Here is a 23,389-nt window from a genome sequence, read left to right on the forward strand (position 1 = left end):
GCTATGAAAAAAATTGATATTCCATTCTCGCCTCCCGACATCAGTGATGCGGAGATTAATCTTGTGACAGAAACACTTCGTTCTGGTTGGATTACCACTGGACCCAAAACGAAGGAATTTGAAAAAAAAATTGCCGAATATGTTGGTTCACCTAAGTGTGTATGTCTGAATTCACAGACTGCCTGTGCTGAGGTTTCACTCAGAATACTTGGTATTGGTGCGGGAGATGAGGTAATTGTCCCTGCATACACCTATACTGCAACTGCTTCGGTGGTCTGTCATGTGGGAGCCAAGATTGTCATGGTGGACTGCCAGAAGGATAGTTTAGAAATGGATTATGATGCTTTGGAGGCTGCCATTACGGATAAGACTAAAGCTGTAATTCCAGTGGATTTGGCGGGTATTCCGTGTGATTATAATCGTATCTTTGAAATCGTAGAACGTAAAAAGTCTCTTTTTAATCCAAATAATGAGATTCAAGAAAAACTTCAAAGAGTTGCAGTCGTTGCTGATGCAGCGCATGCTTTTGGTGCCCAGCGACATGCTATAATGGTTGGTTCTATCGCCGATTTTACAAACTTTAGTTTCCATGCTGTGAAAAATCTGACTACAGCGGAAGGGGGAGCTATGACCTGGAAGCATATTGATGGCATCGATGATGAAGCAATTTACAAACAAATACAACTTTTCTCTCTTCATGGTCAATCCAAAGATGCACTTGCTAAGACACAGCTCGGAGCATGGGAATATGATGTTGTTGGTACTTGGTACAAGTGCAACATGACAGATATTGCCGCTGCGATTGGTTTGGCCCAGATAGAGAGATATGATGGTATTTTGTCGCGAAGGAAAGAGATTGTCAGTAAATACGATGCAGCTTTGAAACCACTTGGTGTTAAGGTGCTCTCTCATTATACAAATGAGCACATATCAAGCGGACATCTATATATTACGAGAGTTCCAAATGTTACTGATGAACAGCGCCGCGAGATCATCGTAAAGATGGCAAAAGCAGGTGTGGCTTGCAATGTTCACTACAAACCATTGCCAATGCATACGGCATATAAAATATTGGGGTTTGATATTAAAGATTATCCGAACGCCTATAAGCATTATGAGAATGAGATTACACTACCACTTTATACGAAACTGACCGACGAGGAAGTGCAGTATGTGATTGATACTTATGTTGCAATTTTGAAAGAGTATATTTAGGTGAACATAAAATGAGAAAATGGGATGAGCTACCGGATAAAATGAAGACCGAGGAAGTTCGTTACTACTACGATATTCTCTGCAAGAAGAAGTTCAGTCTATTAGTGAAGCGGTTGTTTGACATTGTAGTCTCCGCTATTATGTTGGTTATTCTATCGCCTGTGTTTTTGGCTCTGGCTGTTGCAATCAAGATCGACTCTTCTGGTCCGATTTTTTACAGACAGGAGAGGGTGACTAAGTATGGTAAGAGATTTCGTATTCATAAGTTCCGCACGATGGTCAATAATGCCGACAAAAAAGGCAGCTTGGTCACAGTGAAGAATGACAGCCGTGTTACGAGAGTGGGCAGATTGATTCGAAAATGTCGGCTTGATGAAATCAGTCAACTGTTCGACGTGTTCATGGGTGACATGACCTTTGTCGGCACACGTCCGGAGGTCGTGAAGTATGTGGATCGGTATGCACCTGCTATGATGGCAACATTGCTTCTACCGGCAGGTATTACATCAGAAGCGAGTATTCTCTACAAGAATGAAGATAAGCTCCTAGATGATGCTGAGAATATAGACGATGTCTATGTGGAAAAGGTGCTTTCCGGCAAGATGTATTACAATTTGAGAAGCATTGAGAGATTTAGTCTCCGAGGAGATATCAACGTTATGGTTAAGACAGTGTTTGCGATGTTGGGTAAGGGTTATAAGACAGATGAAGCAGGGGAAAGAACGTTTGCAGAATCAATGAAAAAACAAATGAGGTAAATGTGTGATGAAAATATGGTATTTCCATCATTATGCGACGCCATATGAAATAGCGGGCTTACATAGACCATTTGAATTTGGGTCGTATTTGAATCAATCAGGAAATCAAATAGCAGTCTTTACTTCATCTTACCTGCATTATGCTGGTGAGAACATGATAAAGGGAAAAGAAAAAATCCTTCTTCGTGAATATGATGGAGTGACATCAGTTTTTGTTCGAACCTGTGGATATCAGAACAAGATTAATCGGGTTATGAATATGGTTCAATTCGGATATCGACTATTTGAGGCATCAAAATGGTTTGCAAAAAATCATTGGAAGCCGGATATTATTGTTGCATCCATTCCGCATCCGCTGGCGGCTCTTTCTGCATTAAAAATTGCAAAAAAATACAATATTCCTTGCATTTGTGAAGTTCGTGATCTTTGGCCGGAAGTTTTTTTCTTGGGAGGTGTGGTGAAAGAAAGGGGATTAATAGGAAAGTTTTTACTCCATTACGAGCGACTCATATATGAGAAAGCAGATAGCTTGGTATTTCTGAAAGAAGGCGACCATACTTATATTTCAGATCATAAATGGGATACAGCAAACGGTGGTAAAGTTGATATATCAAAATGTGCATATATTAATAACGGTGTCGATATACAACTGTTTGATAGAAGAATTAAAGAATGTACTTATCCAGACGAGGACTTGGAGACTGACAAATTTAAAATTATCTATTGTGGCACAATTAGACCTGTCAATAATATTGGCATGCTTCTTGATGTGGCAAAGAAGCTTGATGATGATGCGATAGTTTTGATATATGGTATGGGTAATTGTGTCGAAGAATTAAAACAAAGAGTTGTAGATGAGCAGATAAATAACGTGCGATTCAAAGGGTATGTAAATAATAAATATATTCCATACATCTTAAGCAAATCATCCTTGAATATTTTGAATTATTCGGGCTCTACTTATAACTGGTCGCGAGGTAACAGTTCAAATAAACTGTTTGAATATTTGGCAAGCGGGAAGCCAGTTGTTTCGACTGTCAAAATGGGATATGATATTATCGAAAGAGATAATTGTGGATACTCCGTTGAAGAGTGTACAGTTGATAATATCGTTGAAGTTATAAATAGGGTTAGAAAATTGTCTCCAGCTGAATATGAGACAATATGCAAGTCAGCAAGAAACACAGCAGAAAAATTTGATATTCCAATACTTGCTAAAAGATATGAACAGGTATTGAAAGATACTATTAAGCAATTTAAAGGAGAATAAATAAAAATGATTAACGTAATTGGACTCGGCTATATCGGGCTTCCCACAGCTCTTATGATGGCTTCTCATGGAGTAGAGGTTATAGGTACTGACTATAATAAAGAGCTTGTAGCAACACTTAATGCAGGTCACACTACTTTTAAAGAAAATGGGCTTGATGAGCTTTTTAAAAATGCTGTTAAAGCCGGCATCAAATTTACAACGGAATATCAGGTAACAGATACATATATTGTTTCTGTTCCCACACCATATGACAAATTTTCTAAGAAAGTCGATGCTTGCTATGTTGTGGCAGCGGTAAAGACTATTATGGATGTTTGCCCTAAAGGAGCAACAGTGGTTGTAGAATCCACTGTCTCCCCCGGAACTATCGACAAGTATGTTCGTCCAGTAATCGAGGAGAAGGGGTTCACCATCGGCAAGGACATCAATCTCGTTCATGCGCCGGAGCGCATTATTCCGGGGAATATGGTCTATGAACTTCTTCACAATAATCGCACTATCGGTGCTGATGATAAAGCTATCGGTGAAAAGATCAAAGAGCTTTATTCTTCTTTCTGCCAAGGTGAAATTGTTGTAACAGATATTAGAACTGCTGAAATGACAAAGGTTGTTGAGAATACTTTCCGTGCAGTCAATATTGCTTTCGCAAATGAGTTGGCTAAAATTTGTCGACATGACAATATGGATGTGTATGAGATCATTCGTATATGCAATATGCATCCTCGTGTAAACATTCTTCAGCCCGGTCCCGGTGTTGGTGGCCACTGCATCTCTGTTGATCCGTGGTTTCTTGTGGGTGATTATCCGAGTCTTGCAAAGGTTATTGATGAATCTATGAAAACTAATGACGGTATGCCTGATTTCGTTCTTAATCGCATTTATGAAATTATGAAAGAAAATGAAATCACTGATTTTAGCCGTGTTGGTCTTTACGGACTTTCCTATAAGGAAAATGTTGATGACCCCAGAGAGTCACCGACGATTCAGTTGCTTGAAAGTCAGGAAAGACATCTTGCAGCTCCGCTTAAGGTATATGATCCCTTCTTTACAAATGATCTAGTTTCCAATCAGTACCATGATTTTGACAAATTCTTGGAAGATACTGACCTTGTCGTTATTATGGTCAATCATAATCAGATCAAAGAAAACATGGATAAACTCAAAGGTAAGATCGTATTCGATACCCGTAGATGCTGTGATCTTCCCGGTACATATAGACTCTAACATAGGGAGCAAAATGATGAAAAAAGTTATGCTTGTTTTTGGCACAAGACCCGAAGCAATAAAAATGTGCCCTTTAGTAAATGAACTTAAAACAAGAAAAAATCTCAACACAGTTGTCTGTGTTACAGGGCAGCATCGTCAGATGCTCGATCAGGTGCTTGAAGCTTTCAATGTAACACCGGACTATGATTTGTCTATCATGAAGGACAAGCAGACCTTGTTTGATATTACAACCAACATTCTAAATGGTATTGGAGAGATTCTTGATGAAGTTAAACCGGATATTGTACTTGTTCACGGAGATACAAGCACAACTTTTGTAACGGCTCTGGCCTGTTTTTATAAGCAGATAGCAGTTGGACATGTAGAAGCTGGACTTCGTACATATGACATTTACAGCCCTTATCCCGAAGAATTTAATCGCCAAGCTGTTAGTATCATAGCAAAGTATAATTTTGCTCCGACTGAGATGTCGAAAAACAACTTGATCAAAGAAGGCAAGGACGTTGACAACATTTATGTAACTGGCAATACCGCTATCGATGCGCTTAAAACTACAGTTCGAAAGGATTATACACACCCCCAACTTGAATGGGCTGCAGACAGCCGTTTGATAATTATAACAGCTCATCGTCGTGAGAATCTTGGTGAGCCAATGCGTAATATGTTTCGTGCAATTCGCCGTATCATGGATGAGCATCCTGATGTTAAGGCGATTTATCCCATTCACATGAATCCTGTTGTTCGTGAGGCGGCAGCTCAAGAATTAGGTGGATGTGACAGAATTCATATAATTGAACCGCTTGAAGTACTTGATTTTCACAATTTTCTTGCAAAAAGCTTCTTGATTCTAACAGATAGCGGTGGAATTCAGGAAGAGGCTCCTTCTCTTGGAAAACCGGTTCTTGTTATGAGAGATACTACTGAAAGACCAGAGGGTATTGCAGCAGGTACTCTTAAACTTGTAGGTACTGATGAACAGGTTATCTATGATAATTTTAAGCAGCTTCTTGAAAATGAAGATGCCTATGAGGAAATGTCGAAAGCAAGTAATCCGTATGGTGATGGTTTAGCAAGCAAGCGAATTGCGGATATATTAGAGCTTTAATTTAGTTTGTGCTGATTAATGGGAGGAATAAAAGTGCTGTTTGAATCAATAAAGAATGGAAAAGCGTCACTTTCGCTTATCGGTTTGGGATATGTTGGTATGCCTATTGCAGTTGCGTTTGCAAAAGTGGGTGTAAAAGTTGTAGGTTTTGATTTGAATCCAGCGAAAATCGAACTTTACAAATCTGGTATTGATCCGACAAATGAAGTCGGGGATGAAGCAATCAAGCAGACGACGGTTATGTTTACAGCAGATGAAAAGGATTTGCAAAAGGCAAAATTCCATATTGTTGCTGTACCTACGCCTGTAAATCTTGATCATACGCCTGATTTGACTCCTGTTATTGGTGCGAGTGAAATTGTGGGCAGAAATTTGACGAAAGGTTCTATTGTCGTGTTCGAATCCACAGTTTACCCTGGCGTTACTGAGGATGTTTGTCTACCTATTATTGAGCGTGAATCTGGATTAAAGTGTGGTGTTGATTTCAAGATAGGTTATTCTCCTGAAAGAATTAATCCTGGTGACAAGGTTCATCGACTTGAAAATATAAAAAAGATTGTTTCCGGTTGTGATAAAAAAGCGCTCGAGGAAATCAAGGCTGTTTACGATCTGGTAATCAAGGCTGGTACACATCCTGTGTCCAATATTAAAACTGCTGAAGCAGTTAAGGTGGTTGAGAACAGTCAACGTGACATCAATATAGCGTTTATGAATGAGCTTGCAATGGTCTTTGATCGTATGGGTATTGATACAAACGAAGTTGTAGAAGGGATGAATACAAAGTGGAACGCACTTGGTTTCCGTCCGGGGCTTGTAGGTGGTCACTGTATTGGAGTTGATCCTTATTATTTTACTTATCAAGCGGAGAAACTTGGTTACCATAGCCAGATTATTCTCAATGGACGTATGGTCAATGACAGTATGGGAAAATTTGTTGCGGATGCGGCAATCAAGCAGATGATCAGGGTGGGCAAGGCTCCGATAAAAAGCAAGGTTGTTATTCTTGGACTAACCTTTAAAGAAAACTGTCCCGATACAAGAAATTCAAAAGTATCCGATGTGTATAATAGTTTGATGGAATATGGAGTGCAGCCGATTGTTATCGATCCGTGGGCAAGTGCACATGATGCAAAACATGAGTATAATATTGAGCTTAGTCCGTTAGAGGCTGCCGTGGATGCGGACTGTTTAATTCTGGCAGTTGCGCATGATGAGTTCAGACAGCTTGGACTTGATAAGCTTGGTAAGATGTTTAAGGATATTCCTCAAGACGAGAAAGTGCTGATTGATGTAAAGGGTTTGTATTCTGTAATGGAACTTGAAGCAAGCGGTTTGACGTATTGGAGATTATAATAAAGGGTAGATTCAGTAATGCGGGTATTACATATTAATTGCAATTATTTAACAACAGAATTGCATCAAACGATGGTCAATCATTTAAATGATTTAGACGTGGAAAATGTTGTTTTTGCGCCCACATATGATATATCTTTATCTGTTGTGGAGCCAAATTCAAATGTAATTGTTAAAAAGTGCTTTAAAAAATGGGATCGTTTATTTTTTGATTATAAACAAAGAAAGATTCGAAACGGTCTTTTGGATAGCGTGGATATAGAGTCGTTCGATTGTATTCATGCATATACTTTGTTTACAGATGGGAATTGTGCGATGCATATTTCACGTAAACTAGGAATTCCGTATGTTGTGGCCGTTAGAAACACGGATGTTAATACTTTTTTGAAATACATGCTTTATCTACGTCATAGAGGTGTAGAGATTTTGTTAAATGCCAAAGCGGTTTTTTTCCTTTCACCTGCTTATAAAAGAACTGTCCTTGAAAAATATGTTCCTAAAAAATACCAAGATGAAATTGAAAAGAAAAGCCTGATTATGCCTAATGGGATTGATGATTTTTGGCATAATAATGTATACGATAGACTACAAAATGAGTTATGTAATAAAATAAATCTTGTTTATGTTGGGAAAATTGATAAAAATAAAAATATTGATACTACTCAAAGAGCGATGGAGCTTCTTTCGCTAAAAGGTTTTGAGGTTTCGTTAACAGTTGTCGGAAAAGTTATGGATGATTCTGTATTAGAGAAAATATCGACGGATAAAAAGACGGTTATTTTGGCTCCAAAGCCTAAAGAAGAACTCATATCTGTGTATCGGGCAAATGATATTTTTGTAATGCCATCTCATACGGAAACCTTTGGATTGGTATATGTTGAAGCAATGACGCAAGGACTACCAGTTATATATACAAAGGGGCAAGGGTTTGATGGGCACTTTAAAGACGGACAAGTTGGTTTTAGCGTTGATGACAGAAAACCTCAGGACATTGCGGATGCCATTGAGAAAATAGTTACAAATTATTCTGGAATTTCAAGGAATCTAATATCTGCTTCGCGCTCTTTTTGCTGGGATGAAATTTGCCGTAAGTATAAAACAATTTACGAAAACCTTTTGTAAATCTGGACAAAGAAAGGAGTGTTCAAGTGAGAATATTAATCGTAAAAATGTCTCCTATTGAGGCGATAACTTCTTCGATGTTTAGGACACTTGCCATTGCGCGCGGTTTGCATGAACAGGGTCATCAAATTGATTTTTTGACCGTTCCCGATACGAATACCAATGCAAAGGCGGAACCCAAACATTTTATTCAAGACATAAATATAATTCGAACTAAACCAAATAATTTGTTTATAAATGCAAGTAAGACTATAAACCAAAATAAATCTAGCTTGAAAAAAATAGTGATCTCAGCTGCTCGTACGCTTTGGCATAAACTATGTATATATGATAACACAATTAATATAGCAAAATCGATTTCTCTTGATCTTTTGCCAACGAATAAATATGATATTGTTATTTCTTCATCGGATCCTAAAACAGCACATATTGTTGTGAAAAGATTATTGAAACAAGGTTTGGAATGTGGAAAGTGGATTCAATATTGGGGTGACCCTCTTACTCTAGATATTACTCAAAAGAGTATATATCCTAAAATAATCCTTAAAGCCTGTGAGAGAGGCTTAATTGGAAAAGCAGATAAAATTGTTTATGTTTCTCCTTTTACTTTAGACGAGCAAAAAAAATTATTTCCCAAATACGCTAAAAGAATGTGTTTTTTACCTATTGCCTATATGGAAAAGAAAGAGTATCCACAAACTTGTAATTCACAGTTTGTAGTTGGATACTATGGTGATTATAAAAGTAATGTAAGAAACATTGTACCATTTTATCAGGCATGCAGAGAATTAGGTGACTTAATACATGCTGATATAATTGGTGATACTGATTTGACATTGGAATCAGATGCAAATATAAATGTGTTGCCAAGGGGAATAAAAGATTCATATGAAGAAAAGGCGGATCTGGTGGTTTGTATATTAAATTCTCGTGGTACTCAAATTCCAGGAAAAATATATCATGAAGCCGGAACTAATAAGGCTATTTTAGTTATCGTTGATGGCGAAAAACGAGATCAGATGTATGAATATTTGGAGTCATTTAGCCGTTTCATAGTATGCGACAATGATGTTGAGGCAATAAAAAATGCAATTTTGAAAGTTATTAAATGTAAGTCTAAGGTTCACCCCTTGGAAGAGTTGCATTATGTAAATATATCTATGAAATTAATAAGCTGACTTGCTATATTTTGTTATGATATTTGTAGGGGCTTCTATGCAGAGCAGGTAGTCAAAAGTATCGTATATTGAGCTTATAGCTGAATAGGGAGCGCAATTGCATCAGCAGGCAAAGGAGGATGAAAGAAATATGCTATTAATTGTTTTTTATATAATTGTGGCAATCATTGCAACACTTATATTTTTAATCCACTTGAAAAATAGAGGTATATCCATTAGCATCACATTTCATGCTCTTTTCTTGATATATTATTTTGTCATTCCTCCTTTGATGCTGCTATTATTGAATTACACAGATTGGCTTCATATGAACATAATTAGGTTTAACTTTATTGCACATACAACAGAAAAACAGAGATATTTATCTTTATTATTAGCCATTATAGGTTATGTGATATTTATTTTTGTTTTTCGTACTAATATTTTTACAAAAAGAGCAAAAACAGAGTCTGCTGATGAGCAATTATATGAAACACAAGGGTTATATACTACTTTATATAAGGCGGGAAGACTCTTTGCAATCATTGGTATAATCTGCTTTGGTGTTGTAATTTATGAATTGGGTGGGATTTCAGCTATGCTAGGTATTGCTGGCAATCTTCGCGGTTATAATGTTGACAAATCTGAATATTTTTCTTCAATAGGAGCAATTTGCCTTTCAATGTCCGGTTTTATTTACAGCGCTGCGATTTGTTTGCTCTCTTGCTTGAAAAAGAAAAGGAATGTAACGATCTGGTTGGCGGTTGTCTTGATATTCTTGCTGCTGTATCTTTTGTATAATCAAGGGAGAGGCCCTATTGTTCTTTTTACATTGTGTATTTTGTATGCATTTCTTAAAAGAAAAGATATTAAGGACTCAAGGATTATCTCTGTTTTTTTGATTATTGCAGTGTTCGTTTTTTTGAGTTCGGGGTCGTTGCGTACGATATTGCGCTCAGTATCGTCCGGTCAGACGACTGAGGTAACTCTGATTGAGAATATTGAATCGACATTGAATGACTTGTCTTATCCATATGCAAATACGTTAAATGTTACGCATTTTATTGAAAAATATGGTTTTCGTTTCTTCAAAGATTACGTCTTGTGGGTTCCTGAACTTCTTCCAAGTCGCCTTTTTTCAGAAATAGGGATTCAATTACCCGAAATACAAACAATGACGAGCATTGTTTCTTATGAATACTCTAGAGGCGCGAAAAATTTGGGAGGGGTACCGGTTGACTTTCTCACTTCGGGTTTCTTTCAGGGAGGGATTTTGGGTCTGATCGGAAATAGTATAATTATACTGTGCTTGTTAAGAAAATTGGAAAGTATAGTTGAAGCTTTTCCAAAAGAGTGTTCTGCAATTAAATTCTGGATATGTGCTACAATTACATGGTCAGCTGTGATTAGTATGGATCCGTGCAAATTGCCACTTGCTTATTTACATCTTTTTATCCTTATTTTTGTTATGAGGAAACAAGCCATTCGAATGAAGCGCTATAAGCCTACTCCTATGGTGGGAAAGCTATAAAGCGGAGCAGAAATTTAGTTCAAACAGGATATAATAATTGTATTGTATGGAGGAGGTGATTGGTAATGGAGTGGATTAAAGAGAAAATAAAATATCTAAAGTCTGATATATCGCGTGTCTTAATAGCATCTGGAGTAAACAAAGGCATTAGCATGATATTAAGCATTGTCATTGTTCGGATTCTTTCGAAAGAAGATTACGGGCTGTTTTCTTTCGCATATAATAAAGTATCAATTATTATGGTATTTTCCGGCTTCGGAATTATCAGCGGTATCTTACAATTCTGTTCAGAATCAATCAGCAGTGAGAAAAAGAAAAGATACTATAAATTCGGCTTTCTCTTTGGATTGATCGCTAATAGTATCTTAAGTATCCTGCTGTTAGTTTATGCCATGGTCATTCCGATGGATATGAAGGGAGCCTCGGAATATGTGCTATATTTGGCTTGGCTGCCAATTATTGCGTTTTGCTATGAGTATGGAAACACAATTTTGCGTACTCAGGATCGCATGATTCAATATGCAAAGTCTACCAACATTAACTCTTTTTCATACGCTGCGGTATCTATTCTTCTAACGCTTTGTATTGGGGTATATGGGTATGTTGTTGGATATTACGCAAGTTATGTTGTTGCTATTGGCTATATTATTTTTGTTCTATTGAGAAATAGAAATTTTGGCGCATGGAAGACCGAAAAGTTTCAGCAGAGTGAAATAAAACCACTCCTTAAATTTTCTATTATTTGTATGCTGACAAACAGTTTGTCCAATGTGCTGGGATATATTGATTTGGAGATGATTGGTCAGATTATTCCGAATGCAGAAGTGTTGGCTGCATATAAAATTGGTTCAGGGATTCCTTCTCATGCGACCTTTATTACCGCGGCAATTGTCACGGCAGTCTATCCTAATTTTGCTAAAAACCAAGGGAATTATCTTTGGCTAAAATCAAGTACCAAAAAACTGCTCTTGGGCTTGCTGACCATTAATGGCGTTGTCGCTGTTGTTTTGTTTTTAGGCGCTGAACTAATTATCCAAGCATTATATGGACCTGAGTATTTCGATGCTGTATCAATGCTTAGAATTTCATCCATAGGGTATTTATTGTCAAGCGTTGTTCGCATTCCTTTTGGAACGCTTTTGTTATCAATGAGAAAAGTCAAGTTCAATCTGGTGGTTTGTGCAATCAGTGGCGTTTTAAACGTCATATTAGATCTTTTGCTGATTCCTAAGTATCAAAGTATGGGAGCGGTGTTTACATCACTTATTGTCATTCTGGTATCTGGGGCGATGTCTTTTACCGGATTTGTTATGTATATGAAGTCAATAAAAAATAAAACTCTTAAGGAGGAAGTATAGCGCATGAAAAAGATCTTAGTTACAGGCGCAGATGGTTTTATTGGAAGCCATTTGACTGAGCAGTTGGTAAAAAGAGGATATCAAGTAAAGGCATTTGCTTATTATAACTCTTTTAATACATGGGGATGGTTAGATAGCCTTCCTAAAGAGATTATGGAGAATGTTGAAGTATTTACTGGCGACGTTCGTGATCCCAATGGGGTGCGAGAAGCGATGGTTGGTTGCCAAGCAGTATTCCATCTTGCTGCACTGATAGCCATTCCCTTTAGTTACCATTCTCCGGATGCATATGTGGATACAAATGTTAAAGGAACACTAAATGTTTTGCAGGCAGCAAGGCTTTTGGAGACAGAAAGAATACTGGTTACGTCAACATCTGAAGTATATGGTACAGCTCAATATGTCCCAATAGACGAAAAGCATCCATATCAAGGTCAATCACCATATTCAGCTACAAAAATTGGCGCTGATCGTTTAGCGGAATCTTTTTATCGCAGTTTTGAATTACCAATAACTATTGTACGTCCTTTTAATACTTTTGGACCAAGGCAGTCGGCTAGGGCTGTAATCCCCACGATTATTACACAACTGCTCGCAGGGAAGGAAGAAATTAAACTTGGATCCATCACTCCTACTCGCGATTTTAATTACGTGAAAGATACTGCGAATGGATTTATCGAAATTTATCGGTCAGATAAAACCATTGGTGAAGAAATCAACATTGCTACGCAAAAGGAAATTTCGATAGAACAGCTGGGTAACGAGTTAATTCGTCAAATTAATCCAAAGGCGAGGATTATATGTGATGAGCAACGATTGCGTCCAGAGAAGAGTGAAGTGAATCGCCTGCTGGGTAGCAACGAGAAAATCAGAGCACTTACAGAGTGGTCGCCAAGGTATTCCTTTGAACAAGGATTAGCGGAGACGATAGCCTTTTTCAAAGATAACTTAGATAAATACAAGGTCGATATTTATAATATTTAGGAGATGAATACTATGGAAAAAACAGCGGTTATACTCTCCGGAGGATTGGGAACTAGATTGAAGCCTTTTACTAATGCTATTCCAAAACCACTTTTACCGATAGGTGAAAAGGCTGTGTTAGAGATTCAGATTGAAAGATTAGTGAAACATGGCTTTACACAAATAGTCTTGGCAACAAACTATAAAGCAGATTATATAGAGAATTTCTTCGGGGACGGTTCTCGTTATGGTGTAAAGCTTGTTGTTAGCAAGGAAGAGAAGCCCTTGGGCACTGCTGGACCAATTAAGCTAGTATCTGATTTATTAACTTCACCATTCCTTGTAATGAATGGTGACATCCTTACCACTATGGACTTCAATAAAATGTATGATTACGCCTGTAGTAATGATTCTCTCTTAACCATCGGACTAAAAAAGATTATTATGCCTTATGCCTTTGGAAATATATTTTTTGAAGGGGATCGTGTAACAGGCATACAGGAGAAACCCGACCTTATTACCTATGCAATGGCAGGAATTTATATGATGAAGCCGGGAATATTAGACTGTATTCCTGCAGACACATATTTTGGTATCGATAAGCTGGTTCAGGGTATGTTAGAGCAGGATATACCTGTTCGTAAGTATGATATTGAAGAATATTGGCTGGATATAGGTCGTATAGATGATTACGAAAAGGCGCAAGATGATTATGAGAAATTCAAAGAATGAGATTCATCGATACATGGGGGAAAGGCAAAATACACGTAATCCTAATATCGAATTGCTTAGAATTATTTCTATGCTGATGATTCTTATTTTGCACTACTTCAACCAAGGCAGAGCACTTTGGGATGTATCAGAAGGAAGTATTAATTATTACTTAATATGGGTTGTCGAAGCAATCTGCTATTTTTCAGTAAACTGTTATATGTTAATCAGTGGTTATTTTCTTTGGAAGACAGAGTTCAAATTGAATAAATTGATTTCTTTCTGGTTAACAGGAGCTTTTTATTCAGTTGTATTGTTTGTTATGTGTGTTGCGTTAAATATATATGAGTTTTCTGTTAAAGGCGTATTTATGGCTATTTTTCACGTAGCTAGTAGGGCGAACTGGTATGTGAGCGTTTATTTTGCCTTGTATTGCTTGTTACCGTTGCTAAATTATGCAATACAGGCAATGTCAAAAAAAGAGATGAAAGTGGTAACGGCTGCTGTTCTTATTCTTTTCTCGATCATTCCAACAGTACTGTTCTTTTGGGATGCATTCGGTGTAAGTAATGGATATAGTTTACTTTGGTACGTGGCTCTATATTTGGTAGGAGCTTTGTTAAGCCGTTTTTATGCCGAGAGAATAAAAGCTATTAAAACATCTGTACTGATCCTAGGAATGCTTACTGTTCTGTTATTGCCGATATTTAAGTTTGCAGTTAGGGCTATGTCTGATAGCATACCAGCTATATCAGGGTTTACAGATATACTATATAAATATAACTCCATTCCTGTTGTCATTGCATCTGTATCAATGTTTTGTTTATTTGCCCGTATACAGATCTCTGGAGATAGAATTACCCGATTGATAAATAGAATTGCTAAAACGACGCTGGGTGTATTTATTATTCATACTCACTTTGCGCTTAGGGATTCTTTATGGATAATGCTCGGTTCAAAGGATGTTATGAATTCTCAGTTGCTATGGTTGCATTTATCAGGATGCATAATTTTGGTTTTTGTAATATGTAGTTTTATTGATCTTGGCCGAGCAAAATTGTTCGACGTTTTAAAAGTTGAAAAGTTCGTTATCAAATTCAGTGAAAAAATCAACATGTTATTTGACAAGGAAAGGTTGGAAAAGAAGAATGACTAATCGTTTTATCCCATTATCGGTTCCGAATCTTAAAGGAAATGAAGTCGAATATGTTAAGCATGCTGTAGAAACAGAATGGGTATCTACAGCAGGAAGTTATGTTTCAGATTTTGAAAAGGCTGTGTCAGAATATGTGAAAACGCCTGGAGCTGTTGCGTGTCAAAGTGGTACAGCTGGGTTACATATTGCGCTAATGCTTTGTGGCGTTGAACGAAATGATATGGTCATTGTACCAACACTTACATTTATCGCTGCTGTTAACCCAGTAAGGTATATTGGGGCTGAGCCCATATTCATGGACTGCGACGACTCCTTGTGTATTGATCCTATAAAGTTGGAACAATTCTGTAAGGAAGAGTGTGAAATCAAGAATAATGTGTTATATCACAAAATAACAGGAAGCCGAATTCCAGCTATGGTTGTTGTTCATGTTTTTGGGAATATGGCAGATATGGAGAAGATTGTTGCTGTTGCTAAAAACTACCATATAAAAATTGTCGAGGACGCAACCGAAGCACTTGGAACCAAGTACACGGATGGTGCCTATTCAGGGCGTTTTGCTGGTACAATCGGCGATATGGGTGTATATTCATTTAACGGAAATAAGATTATTACTACTGGTGGCGGTGGAATGATTGTATCCAATGATAGGAGTATGTTGGCTCACGCAAAGCATTTGACGACCCAAGCAAAAGCTGATGAATTGAATTTTATTCATGATGAAATTGGATATAATTATAGATTGACTAATCTTCAAGCTGCTTTAGGGTTAGCTCAAATGGAGCAGCTGGAAACATTTATTGAAATAAAAATCAAAAACTACGAATGTTATCATTCGCAGATTTCCTCTATTCCTGGGCTCAGTATGCTTGGATTTAGAGAGAATACTCGTAGCAATCACTGGTTTTATTCGGTTTTCTGCGATCCAGTCTATCCCTTCGACAGAGATTCTCTGATCCATAGGCTTGGGGAGAAAAAAATACAGTGTCGACCAATTTGGGGGTTGATTCATCAACAAAAGCCTTATGAAGGGAACATGAGTTTTGAAATTGATAAAGCATTATATTATAATAAACATATAGTTAATATTCCTTGTAGTACCAACCTTACAGAACAGGATGTTCAATGTGTAATTGAGCAATTACGGTAGAGGTTCAAAATTTTGAAAGAAGATTCCCTATGAGAAAAATATTGATTATTGGAAATGCAGATTCTATATGGGTTAAGAACTATATTGAGCATATTTTGATGTCAGACGATTATGAGGTATATTTAACAACAACTTCTCTCAAAACAAGGTTTGATATTTTTTATCAGCAACGGCATGTTTTTTTGGTACCGCTACAACGTCGTGCTTCTTTGCTTGATAAAATACCAAAATTAAATGGAATTGCAAATATTTTAACAAGGGTAAAATCATTGAAAAAGTATGGCTTTTTTGATGTAATCCATGTACATTATGTAACAAGAGCAGCGTTGTTGTTGGCAAAATTGTTAAAACAAAGTAATACTCGTATTGTTGTATCATATTGGGGGAGCGATTTGCTGCGTAAAGGAGCTCGTGAGCTTAAGAAGGAAAGTAAATTTTTTTCAGAGATATCATGCTTTACACTATCCTCGGATGCAATGTATGAAAAGTTTATAAAGGTATATAGTCATAAATACTCGGAGCGGATCAACAAGGTACGATTTGGTGTGTCCGGATTTTTATCGATAATGCATGTCAAAGAAACCTTATCGATAGAAGACTGTAAAAAGTCGATAGGAGCTGACCCCCAAAAAGTGCTTATTGCAATCGGCTATAATAAGGCTCAGGGACAGCAGCATGACAAAGTGCTGAGTCAGATACAGACATTGGATAAAAGCTTGCAGGAACGTATTGAGCTTGTCCTGCAGTGTGGATATGGTGAATGCAGCGAAGAGTACTGGGAACGGTTGCAACAGATTATAAGTACTCTTTCCTGCAAAACAATTATTTTAACCAATTATATGAGTGATATAGATGTTGCTAAGCTTAGATATGCGGTTGATATTTATATTAACGCACAGATAACAGATGCCTTTTCTGCCACAATGCAAGAATACTTGTTCTCAGGAGCAATGGTTCTTAATCCTATATGGCTTTCATATCCGGAAATATCAGAGTTTGGCCTTTCTTGTGTTGAGTATAAAGATATTTCTGAAATACCAGAAGTAGTTGCGAAAATTATTTCAGCCGGAGTGTATCGACAATTAGAAAATGCAGCTATTTATCAGTATTCTTCATGGGAAAATTTAAAAAAAGGATGGGAAAAGAGCTATTTCTTTCCTATAGTTTAACTGAAAGAGAGATGACACAATGCGAGAAATAGTATTGTTTGGAGCAGGCGGTCATGCAAGAGTTGTTGCCGATATTGTTAAAAGTAATAATGAAGAGGTTAAAGGGTTTCTTTGTAATGAGGCCCCTCCCTCTGCAAGCCTTCATATTCTGGGAAATGATTGCGCTGCCGAATTAAAGTATGCAGATAAACAGTTTATTATTTGCGTCGGTAATAATAGGATTAGAAAGAATATTGCATTAGCTCATAAACGGTTGACCTATGCAACAGCTATTCATCCTTCTGCAGTGGTAGCGGAAGATGCAGTTATTGGTAAGGGAACCGTAGTTATGGCAGGAGCAATAATTAATCCGGGTGTTATTATCGGCGAGCATTGCATTATCAATAGCGGGGCAATTATTGAACACGATTGCTGGATAGGTGACTATGCTCATGTCTCGCCTCGTGCTGTACTTGGCGGGACAGTAAGGATTGGTGAAAATGTACATATTGGAATTGGCGCCACTGTAAAGAATAATATTACAATATGTAAGGACGTTGTGGTTGGTGCTGGTGCTGTTGTTGTAAAAGATATTTGTGAAGAAGGAATATACGTCGGAATACCCGCACGCAAGGTAATATCACAGAAGTAAAAATGGAGGAATCAATATGCCAGGCTTTTTTATTAGTAGTATTAAGGGAATTACAGTTCCTGATAATGAATATCAAAGCAAATGTATAAAGCAAGAAATTGCAAATGATAAATATGTAATACAACGCAATACTTTAGATAAGTATTTAGATGACAAGGTTTTTTTTGAAAATGACAAGGTGGTCATTATTCTTGAAGGGGTCATACTGAATAAAACTGAATTGTGCCAAAAGTATGGGGATAGCGATTTTACTTTAACTGTTTTGAAAATGCGAGAAGAAAGAGAAACTGAATTTTTCAATGATTTTCGGGGGAGCTTTTCTGGTGCGGTTTTAGATAAGAAAAAGGATGAGTGGCTCATATTTACCGACCATATCGGGCGTTCCCTTTATTGGTTCCAAAATGAATTGGGCTTTATTGTTGGTTCTGAAATACGATACATCTCTCAATCTATGCAGCGGCTTGGATTGCGCCGCGATATAGAAAAGGCCGCATTCGACTATATGTTTGTATATGGATGTATGATTGATAAAAGAACACAGATTAAAAATGTATACCGTGTGATGCCGGGTCATTATCTGACAATTGCAAATGGAAAAGCAGAGTTAAATCGCTACCACCGGATGTCTAATAAGCCAAATACCGCGATTACAGAAGACGAGGCGATCGAAACCTTTGATCGTTTGTTCTTAAAGGCTATGAAAAGAATAATCGATAAAGATAAAGAATATGGATATCAGACTATTTATGATTTAAGTGGAGGACTTGATAGTCGCGCAATATGCTTTACGGCAAAAAGACTTGGTGTGAAAAACGCTCTTACTTTCAGCTTTGGACAAAGCGGGAGCACAGATCAAACAATTGCGCAAGACATTGCCAGCTACTTAGGCTATACAAATATCTTTTACTCAATTGACAATGCAGCACATCTATATGACATAGACCAGATCATTCGCATGAATGGGGGAAGTTGCTATTACGCTGGTAACGGCGCTTATAAGCGTTGGATAGAGTTATTAGATACGAAAAAAATCGGCTTATCGGTTAACGGCGTATTTGGAGATATTTATGAAGGCGCTCATTTGTTCAATAAGACAAACGATGGATATTTGCCTATAATAGTCAATGAACGAAAAAAATGTTTGTCTCACCTGCTGGATATTAATTTAGACGAGAGTTGTACAGAGGGATTTGAGAATATAGAGCTATTTCTCTCGTATACTCGTGACATGCTTGGAAATATGAATACAGCCTTGACCAAACAAAACGCCATAGAAGTAATGTCTCCTTTTGGGGATATTGACTTCCTTTCATTCTTTTATTCTCTCTCGAGAGAAATGAGAATAGAAGAGCGGATTGGTATAAAATGGCAGAATAAAAAAAATCCAGACGCTATGCGTTTCATTTATGCAACAACAGGTCTTCTTCCAGATGCATCTCAATTTCGAGTTAATTTGCACCGTTTCCCCTTCCGTGTAAAAAAGAAATTAATGTCATATATCGGACGTAATGTGAAGAGTGTTCATGATATGAACCCCTTTGCTTATTGGTATGCAAGTAATCCTGATTTTCGAGTGTTTTTTACCAATTATTGGCGAGATAACAATGATTGTGCAAAACAATCGCCAGAAATATATACATGTGCAGAAAAGCTATTTAAAGAGGGCAATATGCTTGAAAAAATAATTTCAATTAGTGTTCTGTCGATCATCAAACAGTATATTGACAGATAATAACAATAACATTCCCATTTTTGCGAGGTGAAAAAATGCGTATTATAGGTACAATAAAAAGCATCTATTTTCATATCCTGGAGAAAAAATATGGTAAGAATGAGATCCGCTATATTTATCAAAAACAGAGAGAATCGGATGTGTTAATTGTTGTTTTTTCTGGATTTGCAGGTGCTGGTATGCCCGCAAGATACAACTACATAAGAACACTTAAAGATATAAAAGCCAATAAATTATATATACTTGATGATTTTGGTTATCAAAATCGTGGTGGTTATTACTTAGTGGATCGTGAGGGTACATTTAATGGTACGATTATTCAGGAAATAGCAGCACTTGTTGAAAAATATGCCAAAAACAGAAAAGTAATAACCGTGGGATCTAGTAAAGGTGGGAGCGCAGCTTTGTTATATGGTATTTTGTGCAGGGCGGATATGACCATTTCCGGCGCTCCTCAGTATTATATCGGTGACTACTTGAATTGCGATTCGCATAAAAAGATATTAAAAAGCATTTATGGGAGCTCAGGACAAGAGGCGGTTGCTGCATTGAATGAAATACTGCCATGTGCAGTTAAAGATCATGCAGGCGATAGTCATTTAAAAGTATTTGTTCACTGTTCAAAAAATGAGCATACTTACAAAGATCATGTGGAGGATATGGTGAGAGATTTAAATCAAAATGGGTACAGTGTTTCGTTAGATGCAGAGTATTGCTATACGGACCACAAGGATGTTGCGAAACACTTTCCACCGTATTTGCTGAAAGTCTTAAAAAGGGAACTGAGAATAAACGATAATGCTGATACATATGAAAAAGGTGACTAATTAAGTCAGAGAAACGGTGACATCCATTGGTAGCACATGGATTAGGCTTATAACTACTTCGATAATGTGCAAGAGAAGGTTTATACTAGAGATTTATTTTGAAGAGATTAAAATCTGTTTTGCATAATGAGTCTATACCTGTTATAATAGGTAGAAATAAAGTTTTAATAATTAAGAAGGTAATATATATGGATCAGGAAAACAAAAGAAGGCCCTCTGAGCAAGGGCAGCAGAGAAAAGCGCAAAATATAAACCATCGTCCGCCGGTACGCTATGACGAGAACGGGAATCCAATCCCGCCGAAAAAGCGTCCGCCGGTACGCTACGACGAGAACGGCAATCCAATTCCTCCGCGCAAGCGTCCACCGGTACGCTACGACGAGAACGGCAATCCAATTCCGCCGCGCAAACGTCCACCGGTACGCTACGACGAGAACGGCAATCCAATTCCTCCGAAAAAGCGTCCGCCGGTACGCTACGATGAAAACGGGAATCCGATTCCTAGGCAGCACCGCGAGGGGCAGAGGCCTCCTCGTGCGACTAGTGGATATGATAAATATCAGGAGAACGAAAATCAGTTTTTTGATAGGGAAGCGTATTTGAAGGAACGGGAAGAGGAACGGGCTATGCGGCGTGAAAAACAGAAGAAGAAAAAAAATATTTTTGGAAAAACCCTGATTGCGCTGCAGGCAGTTGTAACGGCCGTATTTATGGTGCTGATCTTTATACTCGATTTGCTGCCAGCAAAATATGTAGCTGCTATTGCTGTTATTTTACTAGTGCTTTGGGGGTTCACTTTATTATCGCAGAAGCTAAAGGCAGGGCAAACAGTAGGAAAGATCTATGCTATACTGATCATTTTAGTGTTGTCAGTAGGAACAGTTTATATATGGAAGGCCAATAATGTCATGGCTGATCTGACAACGGGGCAGCTTGTAAAGGTAAGCGATGTATCAGTAGTGGTGCTGGCCGATAGTCCTGCTCAGGGTCTGCAAGATCTGGATGGGAAGAGTTTTGGCGTGCAGGGTATTCTAGATAGGACCAATACCAATACTACTTTGTCAGACTTGCAGAGTAAATATAGTCAGGATATCAGCACTAAGGAATATGATGGTTTTGCTACACAGGCACAGGCGTTATACAGCGGCGAGGTGGATGCGATTATTATCAATGAAGCATACCGTCCTTTGATTCAGGAAACCTATCCGAAGTTTGATCAGGAGACACGGGTTTTAGATTCTTTTACCTATCAGGAAGAAATTATCCAGAAGGAACCAAAACCAGATGTTGATGTTACAGAAGAGGCTTTTACCGTGTTTCTGTCAGGTAATGATTCCTATGGAACTGTGTCATTAGCCGATGGACGTACAGATGTTAATATTCTAGCCACGGTTAATCCCAAAACACGGCAGATTTTGCTGACGACTACGCCGCGTGACTATTATGTAGAACTTCCCTTTTATGAGGGATGTATGGATAAGCTGACACATGCAGGACTATATGGCGTGGATTGTTCGATGACGACGCTGGAAAATCTGTATGGCATCGATATTGATTATTATGTGCGTGTGAATTTTAGCGGATTTCAAGATATTGTAGATGCATTAGGCGGAGTAGAGGTATATTCGGATTACGCCTTTACTGCTTCGGCAGGCGGCTATTATTTTGATGCTGGGTATAACTACGTGGATGGCGCCAGCGCACTGGCATTTGTGCGAGAAAGATACTCTTTCTCCGACGGAGATGTGCAGCGTGGCCGCAATCAGATGGCGATGATCAAGGCAATTATTGATAAGGTTATGTCTCCTGCCATTTTAACCAATTACATGGGGCTTATGGACAGCGTTTCCGGATGCTTCATCACGGATATGCCGCGAGATAAAATCTCTGACTTGGTGAAGATGCAGTTGGGCGAGGGTGGTTCTTGGAATATCGTCACCAACAGTGTGCATGGGTATGGCGATATGCTGCCGACCTATTCTGGCGGAAGCGAAGCGCTTTCCGTCATGAAAGAGGATGCAGAGGCTGTGCAGCAGGCAAAGCAGCTGATCGAAAGATGCGAAAATGGTGAGATTTTATCGGATCCATCATAAATAAAGTAAAACAAAAAGGAGACGCTTCCTATAAAGAAGTTGTCTCCTTTTCGTTTTATAATTAACAGAAATGATTAGAAAGCTAATTGCTACGAAGCGTTGCCCTTGTGCAAATGAGCGTTTCTTGTAATAGATGATTACGAGAATTATCATTAAGCCAACAGTTAAATGAATGGCTATTGGAGGATTGTACAATGACTAAAAATAATAAAATAGGAATGACATTAGGAGAAAAGTTAAAATCCGCAAGAAAGAATATAGGGTTTACGCAGGAGCAGTTGGCAGAAAGGCTTTTAGTATCGCGGCAGGCAGTTACCAAATGGGAAGCCGACAAAGGGACACCTGATATAGAAAATCTCAAACGGCTTTCAAAATGTCTTGATGTTAGTGTTGATTATCTTCTTGATAATGAGGAAAGTCTGAATCTGTCTGTGATGAAAGAAGAAATCAATCTTGCTGATTATATTTATAAACGAAAAATTAGAGGAAGATGGAGTAAAAAATCAGGAAAAAAAGATATGGTCGTAATAAAAAAATATCCAGATGCTGAAATTCATTATCTAATGGGAGAACAAATGCTGACCAAGAGTGAGAAAATGACAGATCACATAATAGGTTTTTTAACCAGTGCACCATTTGGAATACCAAAGCTTCTTAACAGTATTAAAAATGCTAATAAAGAATTTTATCTTGTCAAACAATCCAGCAAACAATTTCTTGTAATCGTAAGTGATGAGTATATTGAAAGCAGACAGCTTGCTGAAACCATTACAAATAACAAGTTTACGATTGGGGATTTTGTGTTTACTGATTGCGGCACTCTGCAATAAAATTAAGACGCCTTCATCAGGAAGGCGT

At 37.8% G+C, this 23,389-nt stretch carries 20 protein-coding genes; all 20 read left to right on the forward strand.

The window, feature by feature from the left end:
- Positions 1-12: 12 nt before the first annotated feature.
- Positions 13-1,215 (forward strand): DegT/DnrJ/EryC1/StrS aminotransferase family protein, encoded by a 1,203-nt coding sequence (locus HFE64_02335; GenBank protein ID MCI8632307.1) that lies wholly within the window; start codon positions 13-15, stop codon positions 1,213-1,215.
- Positions 1,216-1,226: 11 nt separating this feature from the next.
- On the forward strand, positions 1,227-1,973 hold the full coding sequence (locus HFE64_02340) for a sugar transferase (protein ID MCI8632308.1): 747 nt from the start codon (positions 1,227-1,229) through the stop codon (positions 1,971-1,973).
- Positions 1,974-1,977: 4 nt separating this feature from the next.
- Positions 1,978-3,243 (forward strand): glycosyltransferase family 4 protein, encoded by a 1,266-nt coding sequence (locus HFE64_02345; GenBank protein MCI8632309.1) that lies wholly within the window; start codon positions 1,978-1,980, stop codon positions 3,241-3,243.
- Positions 3,244-3,249: 6 nt separating this feature from the next.
- Complete coding sequence (locus tag HFE64_02350; GenBank protein MCI8632310.1) at positions 3,250-4,470, forward strand: nucleotide sugar dehydrogenase; 1,221 nt, start codon at positions 3,250-3,252, stop codon at positions 4,468-4,470.
- Between the two features lie 16 nt (positions 4,471-4,486).
- Complete coding sequence (gene wecB / locus HFE64_02355; GenBank protein MCI8632311.1) at positions 4,487-5,578, forward strand: UDP-N-acetylglucosamine 2-epimerase (non-hydrolyzing); 1,092 nt, start codon at positions 4,487-4,489, stop codon at positions 5,576-5,578.
- An 18-nt stretch (positions 5,579-5,596) separates the two neighbouring features.
- Positions 5,597-6,931, forward strand: a complete 1,335-nt coding sequence (locus HFE64_02360; GenBank protein MCI8632312.1) for a nucleotide sugar dehydrogenase — start codon at positions 5,597-5,599, stop codon at positions 6,929-6,931.
- A 72-nt stretch (positions 6,932-7,003) separates the two neighbouring features.
- Entirely contained in the window at positions 7,004-8,053 is a 1,050-nt protein-coding gene (locus HFE64_02365; GenBank protein MCI8632313.1) for a glycosyltransferase family 4 protein, read from the forward strand.
- A gap of 26 nt (positions 8,054-8,079) precedes the next feature.
- Complete coding sequence (locus tag HFE64_02370; protein MCI8632314.1) at positions 8,080-9,231, forward strand: glycosyltransferase family 4 protein; 1,152 nt, start codon at positions 8,080-8,082, stop codon at positions 9,229-9,231.
- 130 nt (positions 9,232-9,361) lie between these two features.
- Positions 9,362-10,741 carry an oligosaccharide repeat unit polymerase gene (locus tag HFE64_02375; GenBank protein ID MCI8632315.1) on the forward strand — a complete coding sequence of 460 codons (1,380 nt, stop codon included), beginning with the start codon at positions 9,362-9,364 and terminating at the stop codon, positions 10,739-10,741.
- Positions 10,742-10,806: 65 nt separating this feature from the next.
- Positions 10,807-12,099 (forward strand): oligosaccharide flippase family protein, encoded by a 1,293-nt coding sequence (locus tag HFE64_02380; protein MCI8632316.1) that lies wholly within the window; start codon positions 10,807-10,809, stop codon positions 12,097-12,099.
- A gap of 3 nt (positions 12,100-12,102) precedes the next feature.
- Complete coding sequence (locus HFE64_02385; GenBank protein ID MCI8632317.1) at positions 12,103-13,083, forward strand: SDR family NAD(P)-dependent oxidoreductase; 981 nt, start codon at positions 12,103-12,105, stop codon at positions 13,081-13,083.
- 12 nt (positions 13,084-13,095) lie between these two features.
- Entirely contained in the window at positions 13,096-13,794 is a 699-nt protein-coding gene (locus tag HFE64_02390; GenBank protein ID MCI8632318.1) for an NTP transferase domain-containing protein, read from the forward strand.
- The gene (locus HFE64_02395) at positions 13,769-14,929 is read left to right on the forward strand and encodes an acyltransferase (GenBank protein MCI8632319.1); all 1,161 of its coding nucleotides are present in this window, start codon (positions 13,769-13,771) and stop codon (positions 14,927-14,929) included. Before HFE64_02390 ends, HFE64_02395 begins: the two co-directional genes overlap by 26 nt.
- A complete protein-coding gene (locus HFE64_02400; GenBank protein MCI8632320.1) occupies positions 14,922-16,079 on the forward strand; it encodes a LegC family aminotransferase in 1,158 nt (385 codons plus the stop codon). The genes HFE64_02395 and HFE64_02400 overlap by 8 nt, the downstream gene beginning before the upstream one ends.
- 29 nt (positions 16,080-16,108) lie before the next feature.
- Positions 16,109-17,248: a glycosyltransferase gene (locus HFE64_02405; GenBank protein MCI8632321.1), complete on the forward strand. Its 1,140-nt coding sequence runs from the start codon at positions 16,109-16,111 to the stop codon at positions 17,246-17,248.
- A gap of 19 nt (positions 17,249-17,267) precedes the next feature.
- Positions 17,268-17,879: an acetyltransferase gene (locus HFE64_02410; GenBank protein ID MCI8632322.1), complete on the forward strand. Its 612-nt coding sequence runs from the start codon at positions 17,268-17,270 to the stop codon at positions 17,877-17,879.
- Positions 17,880-17,895: 16 nt separating this feature from the next.
- Positions 17,896-19,611, forward strand: a complete 1,716-nt coding sequence (locus tag HFE64_02415) for a hypothetical protein (GenBank protein ID MCI8632323.1) — start codon at positions 17,896-17,898, stop codon at positions 19,609-19,611.
- Between the two features lie 35 nt (positions 19,612-19,646).
- Positions 19,647-20,438: a hypothetical protein gene (locus HFE64_02420; GenBank protein MCI8632324.1), complete on the forward strand. Its 792-nt coding sequence runs from the start codon at positions 19,647-19,649 to the stop codon at positions 20,436-20,438.
- A gap of 188 nt (positions 20,439-20,626) precedes the next feature.
- Positions 20,627-22,531, forward strand: coding sequence for an ABC transporter substrate-binding protein (locus HFE64_02425; protein MCI8632325.1), 1,905 nt, complete (start codon positions 20,627-20,629; stop codon positions 22,529-22,531).
- A gap of 218 nt (positions 22,532-22,749) precedes the next feature.
- The gene (locus HFE64_02430) at positions 22,750-23,361 is read left to right on the forward strand and encodes a helix-turn-helix transcriptional regulator (GenBank protein ID MCI8632326.1); all 612 of its coding nucleotides are present in this window, start codon (positions 22,750-22,752) and stop codon (positions 23,359-23,361) included.
- The last annotated feature ends 28 nt before the right edge of the window (positions 23,362-23,389 follow it).

The sequence above is a fragment of the Lachnospiraceae bacterium genome, assembly GCA_022794035.1.
Lineage (GTDB): Bacteria > Bacillota > Clostridia > Lachnospirales > Bianqueaceae > CALWPV01.

Excerpts from the sequence above, each read along its gene's own strand:
- HFE64_02340 (MCI8632308.1), top strand. The coding sequence starts at position 1,227 with ATGAGAAAATGGGATGAGCTACCGGATAAAATGAAGACCGAGGAAGTT.
- HFE64_02350 (MCI8632310.1), top strand. The coding sequence starts at position 3,250 with ATGATTAACGTAATTGGACTCGGCTATATCGGGCTTCCCACAGCTCTT.
- wecB (MCI8632311.1), top strand. The coding sequence starts at position 4,487 with ATGAAAAAAGTTATGCTTGTTTTTGGCACAAGACCCGAAGCAATAAAA.
- HFE64_02360 (MCI8632312.1), top strand. The coding sequence starts at position 5,597 with ATGGGAGGAATAAAAGTGCTGTTTGAATCAATAAAGAATGGAAAAGCG.
- HFE64_02365 (MCI8632313.1), top strand. The coding sequence starts at position 7,004 with ATGGTCAATCATTTAAATGATTTAGACGTGGAAAATGTTGTTTTTGCG.
- HFE64_02375 (MCI8632315.1), top strand. The coding sequence starts at position 9,362 with ATGCTATTAATTGTTTTTTATATAATTGTGGCAATCATTGCAACACTT.
- HFE64_02380 (MCI8632316.1), top strand. The coding sequence starts at position 10,807 with ATGGAGTGGATTAAAGAGAAAATAAAATATCTAAAGTCTGATATATCG.
- HFE64_02385 (MCI8632317.1), top strand. The coding sequence starts at position 12,103 with ATGAAAAAGATCTTAGTTACAGGCGCAGATGGTTTTATTGGAAGCCAT.
- HFE64_02390 (MCI8632318.1), top strand. The coding sequence starts at position 13,096 with ATGGAAAAAACAGCGGTTATACTCTCCGGAGGATTGGGAACTAGATTG.
- HFE64_02395 (MCI8632319.1), top strand. The coding sequence starts at position 13,769 with ATGATTATGAGAAATTCAAAGAATGAGATTCATCGATACATGGGGGAA.
- HFE64_02400 (MCI8632320.1), top strand. The coding sequence starts at position 14,922 with ATGACTAATCGTTTTATCCCATTATCGGTTCCGAATCTTAAAGGAAAT.
- HFE64_02405 (MCI8632321.1), top strand. The coding sequence starts at position 16,109 with ATGAGAAAAATATTGATTATTGGAAATGCAGATTCTATATGGGTTAAG.
- HFE64_02410 (MCI8632322.1), top strand. The coding sequence starts at position 17,268 with ATGCGAGAAATAGTATTGTTTGGAGCAGGCGGTCATGCAAGAGTTGTT.
- HFE64_02415 (MCI8632323.1), top strand. The coding sequence starts at position 17,896 with ATGCCAGGCTTTTTTATTAGTAGTATTAAGGGAATTACAGTTCCTGAT.
- HFE64_02420 (MCI8632324.1), top strand. The coding sequence starts at position 19,647 with ATGCGTATTATAGGTACAATAAAAAGCATCTATTTTCATATCCTGGAG.
- HFE64_02425 (MCI8632325.1), top strand. The coding sequence starts at position 20,627 with ATGGATCAGGAAAACAAAAGAAGGCCCTCTGAGCAAGGGCAGCAGAGA.
- HFE64_02430 (MCI8632326.1), top strand. The coding sequence starts at position 22,750 with ATGACATTAGGAGAAAAGTTAAAATCCGCAAGAAAGAATATAGGGTTT.